This window comes from Acinetobacter sp. YH12041 (assembly GCF_013419975.1).
Lineage (GTDB): Bacteria > Pseudomonadota > Gammaproteobacteria > Pseudomonadales > Moraxellaceae > Acinetobacter.
The window spans coordinates 50,609-71,758 of the sequence record NZ_VOZC01000004.1; the positions used below are offsets into that span (position 1 = coordinate 50,609).

Annotated in this window: 18 protein-coding genes and 1 pseudogene; 7 read left to right on the forward strand and 12 right to left on the reverse strand. The window is 41.2% G+C overall.

The window, feature by feature from the left end:
• The first annotated feature begins 112 nt into the window (after positions 1–112).
• Positions 113–1,360 (forward strand): MFS transporter, encoded by a 1,248-nt coding sequence (locus FTU00_RS04155; protein ID WP_180179159.1) that lies wholly within the window; start codon positions 113–115, stop codon positions 1,358–1,360.
• Positions 1,361–1,390: 30 nt separating this feature from the next.
• On the opposite strand, the gene FTU00_RS04160 is transcribed toward FTU00_RS04155, so the two are convergent.
• The 3 genes from FTU00_RS04160 to FTU00_RS04170 all read right to left on the reverse strand — a co-directional run bounded on the left by FTU00_RS04160 (position 1,391) and on the right by FTU00_RS04170 (position 4,421).
• On the reverse strand, positions 1,391–2,824 hold the full coding sequence (locus tag FTU00_RS04160; RefSeq protein WP_180179160.1) for a trehalose-6-phosphate synthase: 1,434 nt from the start codon (positions 2,822–2,824) through the stop codon (positions 1,391–1,393).
• Entirely contained in the window at positions 2,817–3,662 is an 846-nt protein-coding gene (gene otsB, locus FTU00_RS04165; RefSeq protein WP_180179161.1) for a trehalose-phosphatase, read from the reverse strand. Before otsB ends, FTU00_RS04160 begins: the two co-directional genes overlap by 8 nt.
• A gap of 564 nt (positions 3,663–4,226) precedes the next feature.
• Positions 4,227–4,421 (reverse strand): hypothetical protein, encoded by a 195-nt coding sequence (locus FTU00_RS04170; RefSeq protein ID WP_004783113.1) that lies wholly within the window; start codon positions 4,419–4,421, stop codon positions 4,227–4,229.
• Positions 4,422–4,935: 514 nt separating this feature from the next.
• On the opposite strand from FTU00_RS04170, the gene sbmA reads away from it, so the two are divergent.
• The 5 genes and pseudogenes from sbmA (at position 4,936) to FTU00_RS04195 (ending at position 13,075) form a co-directional block, all read left to right on the forward strand.
• Positions 4,936–6,129, forward strand: a complete 1,194-nt coding sequence (gene sbmA / locus FTU00_RS04175; protein WP_180179162.1) for a peptide antibiotic transporter SbmA — start codon at positions 4,936–4,938, stop codon at positions 6,127–6,129.
• 616 nt (positions 6,130–6,745) lie between these two features.
• Positions 6,746–7,729: a hypothetical protein gene (locus FTU00_RS04180; protein WP_180179163.1), complete on the forward strand. Its 984-nt coding sequence runs from the start codon at positions 6,746–6,748 to the stop codon at positions 7,727–7,729.
• Between the two features lie 481 nt (positions 7,730–8,210).
• A pseudogene (locus FTU00_RS04185) lies at positions 8,211–10,181 on the forward strand (M13 family metallopeptidase).
• A 194-nt stretch (positions 10,182–10,375) separates the two neighbouring features.
• On the forward strand, positions 10,376–12,424 hold the full coding sequence (locus FTU00_RS04190) for a M13 family metallopeptidase (protein WP_179993174.1): 2,049 nt from the start codon (positions 10,376–10,378) through the stop codon (positions 12,422–12,424).
• Positions 12,425–12,580: 156 nt separating this feature from the next.
• A complete protein-coding gene (locus FTU00_RS04195) occupies positions 12,581–13,075 on the forward strand; it encodes a hypothetical protein (RefSeq protein ID WP_180179164.1) in 495 nt (164 codons plus the stop codon).
• Positions 13,076–13,116: 41 nt separating this feature from the next.
• On the opposite strand, the gene yddG is transcribed toward FTU00_RS04195, so the two are convergent.
• The 9 genes from yddG to gatC form a co-directional block, all read right to left on the reverse strand.
• Complete coding sequence (yddG, locus tag FTU00_RS04200; protein ID WP_180052673.1) at positions 13,117–14,052, reverse strand: aromatic amino acid DMT transporter YddG; 936 nt, start codon at positions 14,050–14,052, stop codon at positions 13,117–13,119.
• Positions 14,053–14,161: 109 nt separating this feature from the next.
• Complete coding sequence (locus tag FTU00_RS04205) at positions 14,162–14,389, reverse strand: hypothetical protein (RefSeq protein ID WP_104511591.1); 228 nt, start codon at positions 14,387–14,389, stop codon at positions 14,162–14,164.
• A 200-nt stretch (positions 14,390–14,589) separates the two neighbouring features.
• A complete protein-coding gene (locus FTU00_RS04210) occupies positions 14,590–15,195 on the reverse strand; it encodes a hypothetical protein (RefSeq protein ID WP_180179165.1) in 606 nt (201 codons plus the stop codon).
• Positions 15,192–15,485, reverse strand: coding sequence for a nucleotidyltransferase domain-containing protein (locus FTU00_RS15685; RefSeq protein WP_180014046.1), 294 nt, complete (start codon positions 15,483–15,485; stop codon positions 15,192–15,194). Before FTU00_RS15685 ends, FTU00_RS04210 begins: the two co-directional genes overlap by 4 nt.
• Entirely contained in the window at positions 15,486–16,112 is a 627-nt protein-coding gene (locus FTU00_RS04220; RefSeq protein WP_180014048.1) for a hypothetical protein, read from the reverse strand.
• A 3-nt stretch (positions 16,113–16,115) separates the two neighbouring features.
• Positions 16,116–16,580 (reverse strand): hypothetical protein, encoded by a 465-nt coding sequence (locus FTU00_RS04225; protein WP_180179166.1) that lies wholly within the window; start codon positions 16,578–16,580, stop codon positions 16,116–16,118.
• Positions 16,581–16,639: 59 nt separating this feature from the next.
• Positions 16,640–18,115 carry an Asp-tRNA(Asn)/Glu-tRNA(Gln) amidotransferase subunit GatB gene (gatB, locus tag FTU00_RS04230; RefSeq protein WP_180179167.1) on the reverse strand — a complete coding sequence of 492 codons (1,476 nt, stop codon included), beginning with the start codon at positions 18,113–18,115 and terminating at the stop codon, positions 16,640–16,642.
• Positions 18,115–19,593 carry an Asp-tRNA(Asn)/Glu-tRNA(Gln) amidotransferase subunit GatA gene (gene gatA, locus FTU00_RS04235; protein WP_004783101.1) on the reverse strand — a complete coding sequence of 493 codons (1,479 nt, stop codon included), beginning with the start codon at positions 19,591–19,593 and terminating at the stop codon, positions 18,115–18,117. The genes gatB and gatA overlap by 1 nt, the downstream gene beginning before the upstream one ends.
• Positions 19,594–19,645: 52 nt before the next feature.
• Positions 19,646–19,960, reverse strand: coding sequence for an Asp-tRNA(Asn)/Glu-tRNA(Gln) amidotransferase subunit GatC (gene gatC / locus FTU00_RS04240; RefSeq protein ID WP_005234479.1), 315 nt, complete (start codon positions 19,958–19,960; stop codon positions 19,646–19,648).
• Positions 19,961–20,092: 132 nt separating this feature from the next.
• Here gatC and FTU00_RS04245 point away from each other — a divergent pair, with 132 nt between their 5' ends.
• Positions 20,093–21,139, forward strand: coding sequence for a rod shape-determining protein (locus FTU00_RS04245; protein WP_005234480.1), 1,047 nt, complete (start codon positions 20,093–20,095; stop codon positions 21,137–21,139).
• Positions 21,140–21,150: the final 11 nt, after the last annotated feature.

Consider the following 21,150-nt stretch of genomic DNA (forward strand, 5'->3'; position numbering starts at 1 on the left):
TATAATTCACACAAATTAAGCCCTGCTACTTATATTTTTCAGCTATAAGTCCGCGGGGTTTTTCTATGGATGATCGGTAATGGATGCCTGAGCTCTTTCTTTTGGAATGACAATGTTAAATTCACAGTTAATTTCTCGTCTTCAGTCTCCATCACCGTATCTCTGGCAGAAAATCGCCACTGCACTGTGTTTTTTTAGTCTAGGTTTTAGTACAGCTGCTTGGGCGCCATTAATTCCTTATGCGCAGCAGCGCTTATTACTGAATCATGCTGACTTTGGTTTGCTTTTGCTATGTGCCGGAGTTGGCTCAATGCTGGCAATGCCATTGGCAGGTCGTATGGCGAGCAAGTTTGGTTGCCGTACAGTACTGGCTGTTATTCTGACTGCATTTCTGTTCATCTTGCCAGCGCTAGCGATTAGTCCTACCAGCTTGATGATGGCAATTACCCTGTTTTTCTTTGGCGCCAGTGCTGGTGCTTTGGGGGTAACCGTAAATATTCAGGCTGCCCAGATTGAAAAACTCATGGATAAAAGCTTGATGTCGGGTTTCCATGGCGTATGTAGCTTGGGTGGTCTGGTCGGTGTATTGGGCATGACCACGTTAATGGGATTTGGTCTGGCACCTTTAACTGGCGCACTGGTCGTAAGTGTGATGTTGCTTGCGATTGCGATGCTTGCAATTCCATTTTGCTTAGGTGGTCAGTCATCAACTACAGAAGAAACTAATACAGCTACAGCAAAACCTGCGAAAAAAGCGCTACCAACATTCGCAATTTTAGGTATTGGCCTGATCTGTTTTGTATCTTTCCTGTCTGAAGGTGCAGCAATGGACTGGAGCGGTATTTATCTGGCAACCCAGTTTAATGTACCTGCAGCGCATACCGGTTTGGCTTATAGTTTCTTTGCTGGCTTAATGGTTCTTGGACGTTTTAGCGGCCATCTCATCATTCAAAGCTTGGGTGAAAAAACCACTATTTTATTAAGTGCTTTACTGGCTGCAGCAGGCTTATTCATGGTGATCTTTGCACCAGTATGGCAAGTCGTTTTAACTGGTTATGCGATCTTGGGTCTAGGTAGTGCCAACATCGTTCCGTTAATGTTTTCTCGTGCAGGCCGCCAAAAATCTATGGCTTCTCATGTAGCATTATCTTATGTATCGGTATTTGCTTATACCGGTTCATTGATCGGACCAGCCCTGGTAGGTTTCGGTAGTGAAATTATTGGCTTACGTTTAGTGTTTACTGTCATCGCAGTTGCTTTAATGAGCATTGTAATCCTGAACCATCTGACTGCCGGTCATAAAGAATCAGAAAAAGCAGAAGGTCTTATTGCCAGCCTAGACCACAAAACACCAGCATAAAGCTGGTGTTTTTTTATGGGCTTTCAGACTTTAAGCATGCATATTGAACTGGGTCGAGATGCCTTTGGCCACTGGTCGATAAATTCGCAGGCTTTGTGATTTTTTCAGGTCAGACAGGAACTGATCACGCCAGCGAATGATATCGAAATTCTTCAAGCCTTGTTGTAAATAGCGGTAACGTTCCAAACGTTCCGACTTAGGCATACGCAAGGCTCTTTTCAAGGCTTTGGCCATACTGTCCTGATCATAAGGATCGACCAGTAAGGCTTCCTTCATTTGCTCGGCAGCCCCGGCATATTTAGACAGAATCAGTACGCCTGGATCTAATGGATCTTGCGCAGCAATATATTCTTTGGCGACCAGATTCATCCCGTCACGGATTGAATTCACCCAGCAAATATCCGCCTTACGATAGAGCTGCATCAGGGCTTCATGACCCAAAGTGTCATAGCTACAGTCAAAAGGCAGCCAGTTTGCATTGCCATGCTGATGGTTTAAATTCTGCACCGCAGCCTGGAACTGTTCATAAAGTTTTTTATAGCTGTTCACATCCAGTCGGCATGGGCAGGCAATCTGTAACTGTTGGAACTGATTTTTAAATTCAGGCTGTTCATCCAGCAACTCCTGGAATGCATGAATTTTCTCCAGCAGCCCTTTACTGTAATCAATCCGATCAACAGAAATGATGGTCTTATGGGCATGTGCTTGATCCAGATCAAAGGGCAGGTCAGTGACTTGACTATCAGCAGCCTGCTTCTGAATCTGCGCCGGATGTACACCGATTGGATAAGCCTTTACATAAATCCGTTTAGACTGATAACTCAGGATTTCATCATTACGATGCTGGATATTTAATACCTGTTCCAGGAAATCAATACAGTTGGCCTGATCGCGTGGAGTTTGCAGACCGATGACATCAAAATCTCCCAGATGACGGGCCAGCTCCTGATAAGGAGGCAGCGTTTGCCAAAGTTTCAGTTCCGGGAAAGGAATATGCAGGAAGAATCCAATCCGGTTACGCATGCCTAGTTTACGGCAGTAATGCGCCACACTCAGAAAATGATAATCATGAATCCAGATGATGTCATGCGGTGAAGCCACCTGTTTCAGGTGTTTGGCAAAACGCAAATTGACATCTTTATAGATTTTAAAATCCTGTGGCTGATATTCCACACGTTGATGCTGGTCATGCATCAATGGCCATAGAGCATTATTAGAAAAACCACAATAATAACCCTGGTACTGGGCTTCGCTTAGTGCACTGGTATGATATTCCACATTCTGATGTTTCAGAATCTGAAATTTCTGTTCCTTGTTCTGGTCAACTCTGGAGCCATTCCATCCAACCCAGATACCGCCTATATCTTGCAATGCATCCTGCAATGCAACAGCCAATCCACCAGCCTTCATACTTTCTGGGTTAGGTAGATTCACACGGTTTGATAACACAATGAGTTTAGACATGTGATTTCTCCAATCGTTGTTGTTCTTGTACTTCAATTACATTTAAAAATTCTTTCAGGAAGGCCTGAACTTGAGAGACGTTTTCCAGTCTGTACCGTGCTAGAGTCTGGCCAGGGCCTACTTTGATTGAGCAGCCGTGAAGGGCATTGACAACCTTGAATCCGGCTTCATCGGTCAGGTCATCACCAATAAACATGGGATAATGATCAGTGAGATGGTATTGCTGAATAATCTGTTGAATCGCTGAACCTTTATTGGCACCTTTGGGCACCAGCTCAAATACATATTTGCCAGCTTTTAACTCAAAGTCTGAAAACTGGTTGAGACACTCCAGTGCAAAGGCATGTACACGATCTTCTAGATGAGGATGTGCACGAAAATGCAGCGCAATAGAATAATCTTTGATCTCTATCCGCAGATCAGGGATTTGAACTGCCTGTTCCTGAATATATTGTTTTAGGGCTTGTAGCTGTGGCTTATTTAAAGAGATTAATGTCTTTAAATCAGCTTGATAGATTAATTCCAGACCGTGTGATCCAGCGATATTCCATTGCAGAGGATAAATAAGTTTTTGAGCTTGTAAAATAGAACGACCCGTAACTAATATCAGCTGAATATATTGTTGTAAATTTTCCAATATATTTATAATTTCAGGATGAATTATACTTTTATCTGGATCTGGGTGAAATTCAGAGATTGTTCCGTCAATATCAAGAAATAAAACAACCTGATCTGAGTCCATATTCAGGTTGCAATCATTTAAAATCATCTTTGGCGATATATAAAAAGATGAGCTAGATGAATCTTCTAAATCTTGTTCCCTATGTATGCCTGACATAAATCCACCTAAGTACATGATATAGAATAGATTAAAATTTAGAGTTAAACTGTGTGATTTTTAATCTAAATAGTTTTATAACATATTCTATTTTTCAAAATGGCTTTAGGCGCAGAAAAGAAACACTTTTGACATGTAAAGTTACTTTGTAAAATTTGGAAATATTCAGCAGGAATGGTTGATATTCTTTGTATATTTGTAAAATAATTTTTCAGTGATTTTTAATATATTAATAATGATATTTAAGGTATTGCATATTAAGTGATTGAGTAAGTTTAATTGCTATAAATAAGATTATTTTGATTATTTAATGTAAAAAATAGTTTTGATTTATATTTTTAAAAATTAATTCATTAGCTTTCTATTAAATAATAGGCATTAAATTGGAAATATTAAAAAACACATTTAATAAAATAGAAATATAGCGCAGCCTATTAATTTTTTATTAGAGCCGGTTTTGAAAGGAAGGATAAATTATAAAATTCTGGTGATACACAGAAGAGTGAGGGTTATATCATTAAGAGACTAGGTAGACATAACCCCGTGAAGAAGAGGGTCGAGTGCTTATAGCTCTCTCCAGACATCATTCTCATCTTTCAATGGAATAGTAAAGTTAAAGTCATCATCATTACTGACCAAAAGACTGGTAGGGGTTTGCATCACAACTTTTAAAACAGTACCAGCTTCAAAAATAATTGGGTGACAGTTTTCCTTTTCCAAGGTCACTGGCTTAAGTAATTCAATCACAGAACTTTCCATATTTTTATTCCCAAATATTGATACTTCGCTGTTTTTTAATCTTAACATGATTTTTGCAAATTTAACTAATTTTTGAAAAACCGAGACATAAGTCAACAAGTCGGTCAATTTTTTCTTAAAAAGCGCTTAAGCCGGTAAATTAAAGGGCTGAAGATTAAGATTTAATTTTCAAACGATTTGTGTTTCTTAAACTCGAATATTTTCAGTCTATTTACCGACAAAAAGAAGAAAAAAAGACAAACGGTGCCAAATAGTCAATCTAACGCAAAATCTACTTGTCACTTTTTGACAGGCCAGTCATGATCTCCTCCATTATATTGCGTACGTTATGCGCTAGTATTAAAGCAAGAATCATATAATCTGATATTAATTCGGCTTTAGCTATTTTGTGTTTGTATGTAATTTTTTACATTGAATTGCAAATTTATGCTGCAGTTCGTTGAAAGTCTGAAAATAAGAATAAACTGTGCGTCATTTGGATGACCCGTACATCTATAAGGAGAATTAAGCCCCAATGTTTAAGTCATTTTTTCCACAACCAGTGTGGTTCTTTAGTAGTCTGGTACTGTGGTTTCTGATCAATCTTGGCCTTTGGCATAGTGGTGGATCAGGCTGGGGTGTCTATTTGGGTATGACCGAAGGTTATCATGATCTTAAAATGCCGATAGGAATCAGCCGTTTCTGGGCGCCAAAATTTCTCTGGTTCTATCTCTGGTTTTTTGTGAGTACCGCGATATTTGCTACCTTCTGGTATTTTAAAGCGAAACATCCCTGGCAGCGCTGGTCCGTGTGGGGCTCGGCCTTTATCCTGTTCAATATCTGGTTTGGGGTGCAGGTTAATGTCGTCTTAAATGAATGGTATAGTCCGTTCTATGACCAGATCCAGAATATGCTCACCCAAGGGGGCGGAGATGTCAGCCTACTATATCAAGGTGCATTGACCTTTATTTATATTGCCATGGTCTATGTCACGCTGGCGGTGTTTAACCTGTTCTTTGTCAGTCATTATGTATTCCGCTGGCGTACGGCGATGAATGACTACTATACGGCGCATTGGGAAAAGTTACGTCATATTGAAGGGGCGTCACAGCGTATTCAGGAAGATACTATGCGCTTCGCCAAGACTACAGAACAGCTCAGTGTCTCACTAATTGAATCTCTGATGCTATTAATGGCATTCCTGCCAATTCTGTATGAGTTATCGAGTCATGTAAAAGTACTGCCGATTGTCGGTGAAATACCGCATGCATTAATGTGGGCGTCGATCGGATGGGCAGTTCTGGGTACCGTGATTTTAATGATTGTCGGGATGAAACTACCTGGGCTGGAGTTCAATAATCAGAAAGTAGAAGCGGCTTATCGTAAAGAACTGGTTTATGGTGAAGATTATGCCGATCGTGCTCACCCGCTCACCTTGCAAGAACTGTTTAGCCGGGTCCGTAAGAATTATTTCCGCCTATATTTCCACTATGCCTATTTCAATATGGTACGCATCTGGTATCTGCAACTGGACAATATTTACGGATTATTTATTTTGTTTCCAAGTATTGCCGCGGGCGCGATTACACTGGGTTTGATGATGCAGATCCTGAATGTTTTCGGTAAGGTTCGTGAGTCTTTCCAGTATTTGATTTTATCCTGGCCTACAATTATTGAATTGCTCTCCATCTATAAACGTTTGAAATCATTTGAATCCCATCTCGATTAATTTTTTCTTATATTTATCGACAATTTTAAAAGCCAGTCCATCATAGGTTTGGCTTTTTATTGATTAATTTTTATTTAAAATCAAATTGAAAATTACGATCTGGAGAGGTGCGAAAAAATTAGGATGAGTGGTACTAAAACATCCCAATATTAGGGTATCCAAGCTATTTTTTCTTGTCTAGAATTTTAAAGGCCAGCCAGGGTGGTGTTTAATTTCCAATAATATGGCGTATAAAAATAATTAGTGTACGTAAAGGAAATTATTCAAATTATAATCTCATTCAGACAGCGATAGAGAGCATAATTGCCGTTATCATCCATGATAATAATATCTCTAATTTTTGTTGAATGAGTAACCGGAGAACTGATCTGTTTCTTCGGTTTTTTTATATCTTCTTTCTACTGTTTCATCTTTCAATTGGCGAATAATCCAGCGTATTTATTGACTTGAAGAATGTTAATTTGATCAATTTATCTGGCTATAAGCTAGATGGATTAGGCACTCTATTCCTCATTTTTAGTGATAGGTCTCGCTATATTTTTATATTTATCAATCTGTTGAGATTGTTGTTTTAGCGCATTTGCTATATGTTATAGAGGCCTGGGGGAGATAAGCAGTGAAGCTAAAATTAATAATTCCAACAATATGTGTAGCAAGTCTGGCTGGATGTAACAGTATTCAGCAAATGAAATCAGATATGCAGCATCCTTATGCAAGTCCTCAAGAACTGATTGTTAAAAGAAACCTGAATCAGGCTGACGGTTCGGCAAAAGAATATGTTTATTCATGGGAAAAATCCAAGCAGCATTTAGAGCCACAATCCCTCTATCCACGAACCACTTTAAGCCAGTACTGTCATGAACGGGGCGGCAAGTTTTCACTGTTATACAAAAGCCAGTTGGCTTCAGTAAAAGATTCTGCCCAGAAGAACCGTTTAAGCAAAAACCGTTATGTCACCCAAGGCATTGGTGCTTATCAATGTACGATGCCTCAAGGACAAAACTGGATTGTTTCTATTGAGCCGATTTCTGAACGTCAGCCAGATAAGAATAATACTACCCGCACAGTACGGATTCTGAGCAAGCTTCAAAGCTCGTCTGAAGCGCGTCATTTCTATCAGGGCCATAAAACTACGGCTAAGTCTAATAAAATTGCTGAAAAGAATGCAGCCAAAACCTCAGTCAAAGATGAGAAAAAGGAAGTAGATAAAAAAGAAGCCGATAAGAAAGAGATAAAAATCCCTGCTGTTGAACCGGCAGTGATTGCTGTTCCCGCTGCTCGTACAAGTAGTATCGAAACGCCACAACAGCAGCAGATGAAACTGTATGTAGCTGCACGCCGTGATATCAATAGCGGTAAGAACCTGAACAATGCCTGCAATAATGCCCAGCGTGCCTATAACTATGGCAAATTACAGGGTACAGAAGGAACACGTGTCTATACCGAATCCGGCATGCTAGTGGCACGCTGTTTAAGCAGTATTCCAGTCTATGCTAACCGTATTCCAAATTCCAAGGTTCAGGCCAAACGAGTACTGCAGAATCTGGCCACCAACTATAACCATACTGGGGCAAAGAATCAGTTGCGGCAGTTAAAATAAGTCTACTGTTTTCACATTCAGTTTGATCATTTATTTGGCAAAGTAGATGCACATGAAAAGTCATCTACTTTAAGTATTGGTGATATTTAAAAAAGTATTTCTTAAGCATAGCAGAACTTAAAAATAATATTTTTCTTTTGAAGATCAATGATAAAAGATAAATAGTTATTCTGTTGATAGGAATAAAAATTAATTATTATTGGGTCGCAAATCGAACCTCATTTCAGAGTAAATTTCCCGCCGCCATCTCAGATTTTCTCCTCTATCTCTTTTGTTAAATACAAGCCCATTCAACGGCATATTCTAAAAATTATTGGTATATCTCTTGCTTAAAAATTATCAGTTTTGTGCTTATGGAAAGAGCAAGAAAAACTAATTGATTTTTAACATACACAATAATGAGATTTATCGCTTGAGAAAACATATTTTAAGTCATTTGATTCTTGTGGGTGCATTTCTACATTCACCTGTGAGTTATGCAGTGAGTACAACTTCATTAAAATCGGCAATTGATCTGAATGCGATTGATCGGACGGTTGATCCAAAGCAGGATTTTTATCAATTCGTGAATGGAAACTGGCTGAAAACCGCAAAGATTCCAGAAGATCAGGCATTGTCGGGTGCATTTGCTGAAGTGAGTATGAGATCAACCCAGCAGTTATTTGGCATTTTTAATGAGCTGGCCAAAAAACAGCATCCGCAAGGTAGCAATGAACAAAAGGTCGCGGATCTTTATGCCAGTTATATGGATACCGATCGGCTAGAACAGCTCGGACTTGAGGCATTGCAACAAGACCTGCAGCGGATTGAAAGTATCAAGACCAAAAAAGATCTGGCAGAATTTTTTGCCTATGCGGAAAAAATCAATCTGAATTTGCCATTCTCTACCCGTTTTTATCAGGACCGTAAAGCTTCTTCCAAGGCGATGATGTATGTAGGGCAAGGTGGTTTGGGAATGCCTGATCGTGATTTTTACCTGAGTGAGCAGCCTCGACAACAGGAAATTCGCAATACTTATATGCTTTATATCGCCAATACCCTGAATTTTGCCGGTCAGCCTAAGCCGATTGAAGATGCTCGCACTATCCTGGCTTTGGAAAAGGCACTGGCAAAAATTAGCTGGTCCGCTGTGGAGCTGCGCAATGATGAGGTGAGAACCTATCTCGTTGAAACTAAAAATATTATTAACTATATGCCTTCTTTTGACTGGATGAATTATTTCTCAGAACTGGGCTTAAAAGGAGCAAGAAAAGAGGTTGCGATCTCGCAGATTAATTATTTGCGTCAGCTGGATCAGTTATGGAAGGTCGTTCCAATTGAAACCTGGCAAACCTATTTGAAATTCAACCTGATCAATAGTTATTCGCCATTTTTAACAGAAGTTTTTCAAAACCATCATTTTGAATTTTATGACAAAACACTAGAGGGTGTACAAGCACGTTCTCCACGGAATGAGTCTGCCTTGAAGCTAACTAACGGTATTTTAGGCAATGTGCTTGGCAAGCTCTATGTAGAAAAGCACTTTAATGAAAGCCAGCGCCCAGCGATGCTGGAAATGGTGGAAAACGTCCGTAAAGCCTTTCATCTGAAACTGGACCAAGCTGACTGGATGGGTTCGGACACTAAAAAACAAGTACGGCATAAGCTAGATAGCATCAATATCAAAATCGGCTATCCGAAAGCATGGCGGGATTATTCAGCCCTAGAGATTCGTAAGGATGATCTGATTGGGAATATCCAGCGGACCCGGCTATTCAATTACCAGCGTGAACTGGACAAGGTGGGAGAACCGATCGATCCAGAAGCCTGGCACATGGCGCCACAAACAGCCAATGCTTACTATAATGTCAAGCTGAATGAAATCGTATTACCTGCGGCCATCTGGCAGGCACCATTTTATTATGATGATAGTCATGATCCTGCAGTGAATTATGGTGCCATCGGGGCTGTTATCGCACATGAAATTAGCCACGGTTTTGACGATAGAGGAAGCCGCTTTGATGCCAAAGGCAAGGGTGAAGAAACCTGGAACGAGCGCGACCGTAAGAAGTTCAATGAACGCACCAAAGCCTTAGTCGAGCAATATAAACAATATGAAGCTCTGCCAGGGCATAAGGTGAATGCGGAATTAAATAAAAGTGAAAATATCTCTGACAACCTGGGCTTAGGGATCGCTCATATGGCTTACCGCTTATCGCTCAAGGGTTAGACAGCACCTGTTATTGATGGCTTTAGTGGAGATCAGCGTTTTTATATAGGCTGGGCACAAGTCTGGCGTAGCAAAAGTAATCCTGAATATCTGTTAAATAGCCTAAATATTGCCAGCCACGCGCCAGGTCATGTACGTGGCAATGGCGCCGTCCGCAATCAGCAAAGTTTCTATGAAGCTTTTGAGATTAAAGAAGGGGACAAGATGTATTTATCACCTGAAAAACGAATCTCCATCTGGTAACAGGATTTAAAAAAACAGGTCTGTTCATCTGAAAAGAGACAGGCCTATTTTTTTCTGCGAAGGAACAGCATGCAGAGCCAAGACCAGTTTAAAAATTGGCATATATGCTGCTTATAAAGATTTAAGTGTTTGATTATCAGGTCAACACGTATTGATAAATTCAACTGCGCAGTGAAGCGCGAGGATAGCAAGCTTTGAAAATTTTTCTAAAAACCGCATTGGTAAGTGCTTTATTAGCCGTTTCCTCTGCAAATTATGCTTCAGATCAAACCGCTATTGCAGCACTTGGCTCGGGGATTCATCTTCAACATTTTGATAAAAAAATCGCACCACAACAGGACTTCTATCAGCATGTAAATGGGCACTGGTTAGAGCATGAGGAAATCCCGGCTGATATGCCAAACTGGGGCGCATTCACGATTTTGCGTGAAAACTCGACCCAGCAATTACATGACATTGTAGAAGAGCTGGCGAAAACCAAATCGGATTATGGCAGCAATGAGCAGAAAGTGGGGAGCTTATATGCCAGCTTTATGGATACGGAAACTTTAAATGCAAAAGGTATCCAGCCGCTAAAAGCAGATATCGCCAAAATTGATGCCATGAAAAGCAAGAAAGATTTTACTTTGTTGCTTGCAGACTATGCAAAGAACCGTGTCAGTACACCTTTTGAATTTGGCGTGATTCCTGACTTGAAAAAGTCTGATCAAATGGCGGTGTTTTTGGGGCAAAGTGGTTTAGGTTTACCGGATCGTGACTACTATTTAAAAGACGATGAAAAACTGAAAAGTGCCCGTGAAACTTATGTTAAACATATTGCTAAGCTGTTAACGCTATCGGGTGAAACAGAAGCAGATGCGGCTGCACATGCACAATCTATCCTGAACTTAGAAACTGAAATTGCCAAAATTCAGTGGGATAATGTGCAGAACCGTAATCTCGAAAAAATGTATAACGTCTATACATTAAAAGACGTCAAAAGCCTGGTGCCAGAATTTGACTGGAAAACCTATTTTAAAGCGACGGGTTTAGATAAAAAAACCAAAACCGTGATTGTGGCGCAAAAAAGTTATTTTGAAGATTTAAACAAGATTTTAAGCAGCACACCCCTCGATGTATGGCAAACCTATTTCAAATTCCATCTGATTGATGGCGCTGCACCTTACTTAAGCCAGGAATTTGCTGATGCAAACTTTGAAATGTACAGCAAAACCTTACGCGGTGTGACCGAGCAACGGGCACGCTGGAAACGTGGGGTTGATATGACCAATGCGGTACTCGGTGAAAGTCTGGCACAAGTCTATGTCGCAAAACATTTCCAGCCTGAACAGAAACAGCGTATGGAAAAACTGGTAGAAAATCTGTTGCTGGCATTTGAACAGAATCTGGAAAAACTGGACTGGATGGGCGCAGAAACCAAAGCACAGGCACACCGTAAGCTAAAAAGCTTTAGAGTGAAAATCGGCTATCCAAATAAATGGCGTGACTACAGCAAGCTGGAAATTAAAGATGGCGACCTGATTGGTAATCTGCGTCGTACCAACAGTTTCAATTATGACATTGCGCTGGATAAACTGGGTAAACCAGTTGATCGTGAAGAATGGCATATGCTGCCGCAAACGGTAAATGCTTACTACAACCCGATGGGCAATGAAATTGTTTTCCCTGCTGCGATTTTACAGCCGCCATTCTTTGATATGAATGCTGATGATGCCGTGAACTATGGGGCAATCGGGGCAGTAATCGGGCATGAAATCAGTCATGGCTTTGATGATCAGGGCAGCCGCTTTGATGCAGATGGCAACATGAAAAACTGGTGGACCGAAGAAGACGATAAAAAGTTCAAGGAAAAAACCAAAGCTCTGGTCGAGCAATATAATGCTTATGAAGCGATACCGGGCTATCACGTCAACGGTGAGCTGACCTTAGGCGAAAATATTGCCGATAACTCAGGTCTGGCGATTGCCTATGAAGCTTATAAATTGTCACTAAATGGCAAGCCTGCTCCGGTGATTGATGGATATACCGGAGATCAGCGTTTCTATATTGGCTGGACGCAGGCATGGCGTGCCAAAGTTCGTCCAGAACTGGCATTACAGCTGTTAAAAACAGATCCGCATTCACCAGCAGCCATTCGTGGTCGTGCGACCTTACTTAACCAGAAACCTTTCTATGAAGCCTTTAGCGTCAAGCAAGAAGATCCAATGTATCTGGAAGAAGATAAGCGTGTGAAAATCTGGTAAGTCTGATTTCCTCATTCGATTCCAAAAGTCCTGACTGATGTCGGGACTTTTTTTTATCTCTCAGGTTACAGAGTTCTACAGGTTTTCTAATCTTTTACATGCTACAAAGAAACTGCATTGTTCAAGCAGTTTGAACGGGTGAAAAAGGAAAGGAATATGGGATTCAAAGCTTTATCGGGTCTTCGGGCAGTCTTTATGACTACAGCATTGCTGGGTGCAACTCAGATTGCGACAGCCGGTCCAACAGTTGATCAGCTTAGTGACTGTTTAATGAAATCCACGACGGCCACTGATAAAACCACAGTCTTGCAATGGACCTTTGTGGCATTGGGTAATCATCCCGATCTAAAAGCTTTTAGCAATGTAACTGCAACTCAAAAGGAAACGCTCGACAGAAATTTAGCGATGGTTTTACAGCGGATTCTGGTTGAGCAATGTCCAACTCAAACCAAAGCAGTGATTCAGGCTGAAGGAGTACAAGCAGTGGGCGAAAGTTTCCAGGAGCTTGGGCGGGTCACAGGTGAGGAAATACTGAAAAATCCCGAAATTAAAAGTCAGCTAAGTGGCGTACTTAAATATATCGATATGAGCAAACTGGTTACAACTTTTTTGACCCCTGAGGTGTGGAATAAATTAGGCATCACCCGTTAATGAATTGCAGATGCAGTAAACTTAAACCGCAAAAATGTAGTTTAAGTTTTATAGAGCTTGCCTGGAAACAGGCGGTCTCGAATTTCATTCCAGTTGGTCGATAGCCAGCAAATAAATGAACCTAAGGTGACCATCATCGTACCGATCCAAAAGGTATGCGATAGACTGGTATTCAGTACCCACATCGAAATGATAGACGAAAAGATCGGGCTAAAATAAGATAACGCGACCAGCATTGCGATATTACCCTGATTAATCCCGATATTCCAGGCTGCATAGCCCAATCCAGTTACGACCGAAACCAGCAACATATACAGCATGATATTTAGGTCAATATTAAGAAGTTGTGGTAGTTGTTCGTGATCTAACAGCAGCGTCTTGCTCCAGAGAACTACACTTACCATCGCGAAAAAGAACACGATCGGGTTATGTCCTTGGCTGTATTTTTTGGTAAATACACAATATAACGACCATAAACTCGCTCCAATAAATGCCAATATGTAACTGGTTGGATTGGCTTGCATGTTATGAATGACGGTTGCTAAATGAATATCGCCGTTACCCGTCTGGATATAAAAAATACCTGCCAGACTAATACTGAGCCCAACCACCACCAAGCTGTGAAATTTTAGTTCATGAAATAAAATCAGCATGGCGATGGTCATACTGGGCCACAGATAATTCACCAGACTAATTTCAATGGCTTGCTGTGCAGTTTGTGCAAGTGCTACGGCATAGGCAAAGCAGATTTCATATACCAGAAATAATGCAGCTGCACTCAGCAGATAAAATTTGGGTATGGTTTTGAGTTTGGGAACGCCAAAAACAGCCAGTAAGAGCAGGGTGCTTAAGCTATACATCATAAGTACAGCCAGATCAGGTCCAATACTAAAACTGATTTTTTTGAGTAATCCCACGATAGATGACCACTGTAAAATGGCACTTAAGCCAATCAGCGTAGCGAGGTTTTTCGACATGGTAAGGGCGGGATGGGAGAATGTGCAGATTGTATTCCTGTTGAGTGATTTTCAATATGGGACAGACACGATTTTATGAGCAAATTCAAAAAAATCGTTAACAACCGCTTTATGATTTGAATATCCCGATCATGAGTTTAATGATCCAGAAAATGGGCGTGAAAATTAGCTCGATACCATCGGCAAGGTTGGCTAACTTGGAGTCTCGACTGCTTCGAGTTTTAGAGGGTGTAGTGATTTTGCTACGGGACTTGGGATGAAGTAGAAGCAAGATAATGAGCAGAATAAAGATCCCAAGACCAAAGAAAATATAGAGCTGTAATTGTTCAGGTGTCATTTTTATTTTTCTTCGGTTTGTTTTTGATTTTATAGCATGAATGTAACCTTTCTCTAAGCCTCTCTAGTGCTTCATTTTAGAAATACCTCTCCCTAACCCTCTCCTAAAAGGAGAGGGGATTATTCACTATTAAATTAATGCAGTCATGAAATTATTTGGTACTCCCTCTCCCTTAGGGAGAGGGTTGGGGTGAGGGAGAATTACAAAAAATCAGGATAAAACTTCTCAAACTCCGGATTTATAGCTTCACCCCGCAACAAATAACCTTTCGGTTGAATATAGCTATAAATTTCCCGTGCAGGCTGTTCATGCCAGCCAATATTAAAAGCACAAAGTTTTGGGAAAAATTGTAGATGGCTATAGTTCAGATTGTTATGAATCCAATAGGCAAGCTGTCGCCAGTTGGATTGGTCTTTTTCATACAGTTCTAGAAATGAAGGAATGACTATACACGCCGTTGCACCGTAGCCTTTTTCGTCGGGATAGTCCCAAATATGGCTGGCAAAGTTTTTCTCATTGCTGGCACAGTTGTGTCCTTTTTCATTGCCAAGTTGGTTGACGCTTGGTGAGCGATAAGCCGAGCGAATGGTGATCCGTCCGAATTTTTCTTGTAATGGTTCGAGCAGTTGCTCACACAGTTGTGTGCCTGTGTAGATGGCTTTTTCAGGATGGTCTGGAAAGTTGGGGACACCGTACCAGTTGGTGATTTCGCTACACATGAAGTCGCGCATAAAGAAGGACTTTGAAAGTTGAACACGTCCTAAGTCTTCGAGTGTGGCGATGGAGGATAATTTTTTGATGGTCATGTTTTGATATTGCGACTTATTTTAGGAAAAATTTGCTGAGCATTGGTTTGACTAATAAAATTAAAATATCCTTCTTCTTCTTGTGTCATAAAATTTAGATCTAAAGGTGTATGTTGAAAATGTCTTGAAAAGACTTCCTTCAATTTTTTTATATCTTCGTACGTTCTATAAACTATAAGAAAATCAAGGTCAGCCCACTTGCTACTCTTCAAGTAGGAGCCGAATAAATAGATATCACAATCAATCTCTAATATTTGAAGTTCATTAATTAAATTTGAAATTTCGAGCACTTATGACTTTGGATTTGCTAAAAATGAAAAAAGAGCAGCCCACAATCCAATTTTTACTTCTTGACCACGGTAGGTGTAGTCTTTCCAATGGGCGTTTGGATTTGCTGCAAGAACAAAGTCAAATGGTGCATAAAGCTCATAAATTTCATTTATTCTTTCTTGTGTAATAGCATATTCATTAATAAATACAAAGGTAATATCTCGACCATCATGACGTTTAACGGAAACTTTTCGGTTGGAAGTGAGTTGATAGCTTTTAACATTAAAATTTGTTCCTAAATTCTTCATGACGTATTCAGAATCTTTGTTAATGAAATTTGGATAAGCAGTTTCTGTATCATTCAACAACCTAAATAAATCACCACCTGTACCAAAACTAATATTATTTTGTTTTAATAATCGAATAGCCTCCTCATCTAGGAAAAAATTTTTCTTATTGCACAGTAAAAAATCAAACTTATAAGTTTTTAAGAGGGTTTGAAGCATTTTGCCCGTTAATTTCTCATTAAAGTTTGAAAGAGATAAAAGTTCAGGTCGATTATCTTTCGTAGTTATTTTAATGAGATTACCTTCTTTATTAACGGTTTCAACATTATCATGAGCTTTTAAGCTGTCTAACCAATTCATAATTTAATCCTTAAATATTGTGACTATATCTTGGGGGAATCTTCTATTGGGTAAATAACCTGATTCATGACACGATTTAAAATCGGTGACATGATCTTCATATTGATGATATAAGTCACGTTCCTCTTGCGTCATTAGCAATAGATTTTCAGAGCATATATCCCTAATTTTTTGATGATTAGGCAACATTATTTCTTTAACTTTTTTTCGCCATTCTTCTGTTGCATTACCCTCTAAATCATAGAAAGCATCATTGTTTTCATGAGGACCATAATTAATAAAGATCTGATAGTTCCGATCCCAGTAAGGTTTAAGCTTTTTATAAAGGCGGCTTCTTTGGGCACTTTTCCTGTTTTTGAATTTTTTGTAACCCCATCCTAAAATAGAAAGAACAATGAGAATTAAACTAACAGTCCAACCACTAAAACCAACATTTTGAAGATGTTCTGAAGATAATATCTTGTCCATAAAAAAACCCCGCATTAAGCGAGGTTTTTATCTCATGAAAACAACTGATTAGTCAATTCTCAACCAATCAATTTCTTCATCAACTCATTCACTTGTGCTGGGTTAGCTTTACCCTTAGACGCTTTCATCACTTGACCAACTAGACCGTTGAACGCTTTCTCTTTACCAGATTTATACTCTTCAACCATCTTCTCGTTAGCAGCAAGAACTTCCTTAATAATTGCTTCGATCGCACCTGTGTCAGTTTCCTGTTTCAAGCCTTTCTCAGCAATAATCTCGTCCGCAGTTTTGCCTTCTTCCCACATAAAGCCGAACACTTGTTTCGCAATCTTACCGCTAATGGTGTTATCAACAATACGTGCGATCATGCCACCCAGCTTCTCAGCAGATACAGGAGAGTCAGCAAGGTCTAGGCCAGCTTTGTTTAAAGCACCTGAGAATTCACCCATCACCCAGTTCGCAGCAATCTTACCTTGTGCAGCACCGCCAGCAGCCTTAACGACTTCTTCGTAAAATTCTGACATTTCACGAGTCAGTGTCAGTACGTGAGCATCATACTCAGTCACACCGAAGTCAGCCACGAAACGCGCACGACGTGCAGCAGGCAGCTCAGGCATTTGCGCTTTAATCGCTTCGATTTGCGCATCTGGAATCACCACAGGCAACAAGTCTGGATCAGGGAAGTAGCGGTAATCGTTCGCTTCTTCCTTAGAACGCATTGAACGGGTTTCCATCTTCACAGGGTCAAACAGACGAGTTTCTTGGTCGATGGTGCCGTCCCATTCCAGAATTTCCATTTGACGTTCAATTTCAACATTGATCGCCTGTTCAATGAAACGGAATGAGTTCAAGTTTTTCAATTCACAACGTGTACCGAACGGTTGACCCGGACGACGTAAAGACACGTTACAGTCCGCACGGAACGAACCTTCTGCCATGTTACCGTCAGAAATACCTAACCAGCGTACCAGCGTGTGAATCGCTTTAATGTAGGCAACGGCTTCTTCAACTGAACGCATATCCGGTTCAGATACGATTTCAAGCAGTGGCGTACCGGCACGGTTCAAGTCGATGCCTGACATGCCTTCAAACTGGTCATGGATTGATTTACCCGCATCTTCCTCAAGGTGTGCACGAGTCACGCCAATGCGTTTTACTGTGCCATCTTCAAGCTGGATGTCAATATGACCCAAGCCCACAATTGGGTTGTCCATCTGGCTGATCTGATAGCCTTTTGGAGAATCCGGGTAGAAGTAGTTTTTACGTGCAAATACAGAAGCCTGATCGATATAAGCATCGATACCCAAACCAAAGCGAATCGCAAGATCAACCACTTCTTTGTTCAGCACTGGCAATACGCCCGGCATGGCCAAATCTACAAGGCTCGCCTGAGTGTTTGGATCATTACCAAACTCGGTAGAAGAACCAGAGAAGATTTTAGATTTAGTCGCAAGCTGAGTGTGAATCTCGATACCAATAACGACTTCCCAACCGTCAATCAGGTTAGATTTTGGTTTAGCAGCGTTTTTAGCCATTATGCATTCTCCTCAGCAATTGCAGCGCGTTTAGTATGCCAATCGGTTGCTTGTTGATACTGATGTACCACAGACAACAATTGAGATTCTGACCAGTAGTTACCAATCAACTGTAAGCCAACTGGCAAGTTGTCTTTGTCAAAACCAACAGGCGCGTTAATCGCAGGAAGACCTGCAAGGTTTACCGCGATGGTATAGATGTCACCTAGGTACATTTCAACCGGAGACAGGTTTGCACCGATACGGTATGCAGTAGTCGGTGCAGAAGGCGCAGCGATGACATCTACAGATTCAAATGCTTTTAAGAAATCTTGCTGGATTAAACGACGTACTTTTTGTGCTTTCACATAATAAGCATCGTAATAACCAGCAGACAGAGCATAAGTACCGATCAGGATACGACGCTGAACTTCAGCACCGAACCCTTCTGAACGGGAACGTTTGTAAAGGTCGAGAAGATCTTTTGGCTCTTCACAACGGTAGCCATAACGTACGCCGTCATAACGAGACAGGTTAGAAGATGCTTCAGCCGGTGCGATCAGATAGTAAGTTGGAACATAAGCTTCTGTCATGTTGAGATCAATCTCAACCAGAGTTGCACCCATTTCTTCCAGTTTTTTCAGTGATTCTTCAACACGTGCTTTCACGTCTGCATCCAGACCTTCAACATTGAAGTACTGTTTTGGAATACCAATGCGCAGACCTTTTACAGAAGTCCCGTTCAGGTTGGCAACGTAGTCATCAACATCTTTATCCATTGATGTTGAATCTTTAGCATCATGACCAGCCATCACATTCATCAGGTAAGCACAGTCTTCAGCTGAACGTGCCATTGGGCCGCCTTGGTCTAGAGATGATGCATACGCGATCATACCAAAACGTGATACACGGCCATAAGTCGGTTTCAGACCAGTCAGACCACAAAAAGATGCTGGTTGACGGATTGAACCACCGGTATCCGTACCGGTTGCAAATGGCGCTAAATCCGCAGCAACAACCGCAGCAGAACCACCTGAAGAACCGCCTGGAACGTGATCCAGTGCCCAAGGGTTTTTGGTCGCGCCAAAATAAGAAGACTCGGAAGTTGAACCCATGGCAAATTCATCCATGTTCACTTTACCAAGTGTGACTAAGCCCGCAGCTTTACCTTTCGCTACAACGGTCGCGTCGTAAGGAGAGATAAAATTGTCCAGCATTTTAGAACCGGCAGTGGTTTTAATGCCTTGGGTACAGAAAATATCTTTATGTGCAATGGGCACACCAGTCAGGGCGGTGGCGTTGCCTGCTTTGATTGCAGCATCGGCAGCATCAGCTTGAGCCAATGCCTGTTCAGCAGTCACGGTCACATAAGCTTTGACCTGTGCATCAATTTTTTCGATGCGTTTTAAATAGTGTTGAGTCAATTCGCGGGATGAAAATTGAGCATTTGCCAAACCTTCAGTCAGTTCACGAATGGATAAGCGGTGTAAATCTGTCATGAGAAATAATTCTTTACGTTTAATTTAATAAAAAGAATGAACTGGGTAGTAATTACTCAATCACGCGTGGGACGAGATACAAACCGTCCTGTACAGCAGGTGCAACTGCTTGGTATTCCTCACGATGATTGCTTTCCGACACGACATCTTCACGTAAAGGCTGTGGGTGGTCGAAAGGGCTTTTCAGTGGTTCAACACCGTCAGTATCGATGCCTTTCAGGGTTTCCATCATGCCTAAAATTTTATTTAAACTTTGAGCATATTCAGCAGATTGCGTATCATTAAGAGATAACCTTGCGAGGTTGGCAATAGCTGAAACTGTTTCTGCATTTAAATCTGCAGAAGACTGTGCATCCGATGTAGACATAATATTACCTAATCAGTATTAAAAAAATTCAAATTATCATGCGTTATGATAAGCGATTGACTTGTCCAAATCATCACATTTAGTTAAAGTGGCCACCTTGCGTCCATATAAAGTTTAACTGAGAACGTCCCCGTGATTCTAAAACGACTAATAGGCTTGTTTTCGCCAGATCTCGCTATTGATTTAGGTACTGCAAATACACTTATTTATGCGCCAGGACGAGGCATTATATTAAATGAACCGACGGTTGTAGCCATCCGTCACAGTGGTTCACATAAAATTGTTGCTGCCGTAGGTCTTGACGCGAAACAAATGCTTGGTCGTACCCCAGCAAATATTTCTGCAATCCGTCCGATGAAAGACGGCGTGATTGCGGATTTCGAAGTGACCGAAACCATGTTAAATCAGTTCATTGGTAAGGTACACGAAAAACGTTTATTCCCGCCAGCGCCACGCGTGGTGGTTTGCGTGCCATGTAAATCGACACTGGTTGAACGCCGTGCGATCCGTGAAGCAGTTTATAATGCGGGTGCGCGTGAAGTACGTCTGATTGAAGAGCCGATGGCAGCTGCAATTGGTGCAGGCATGCCGGTTGAGCAGGCGTGTGGTTCGATGGTTGTTGATGTGGGCGGCGGTACAACTGAGATTGCAGTAATTTCATTACAGGGCTGTGTATATGCAGACTCGCTGCGTATTGGCGGTGATGTATTTGATGAACAGATCATCAACTACGTGCGTAAGGCACATGGTTGCGTGATCGGTGAAACCACAGCTGAAGTGATCAAAAAAGAAGTTGGCATGGCACTTCCAGATGAAGGTGCAAAACCGCTGGAAATTGAAGTTCGTGGCCGTAACTTGGCTGAAGGTGTGCCTCGCGCGATTGTGGTGAACTCGGATGAAGTCACTCAAGCGATCTCTGATCCACTACAAAACATCGTGTCTGCGGTGAAATCTGCATTGGAACAAACACCTCCTGAACTGTCTTCTGACATCGCTGAACGCGGGATCGTGTTGACCGGTGGTGGTGCATTGCTGCGTAACCTGGACAAGCTGCTTGCAAAAGAAACAGGTCTGCCTGTTGTGGTTGCTGAAGATCCACTGTCTTGCGTGACTCGTGGTGGTGGTAAGGTACTCGAATTCTTCGACAATCCAAATCATGACATGTTATTTGTAGGCTAAGACAAGGATTC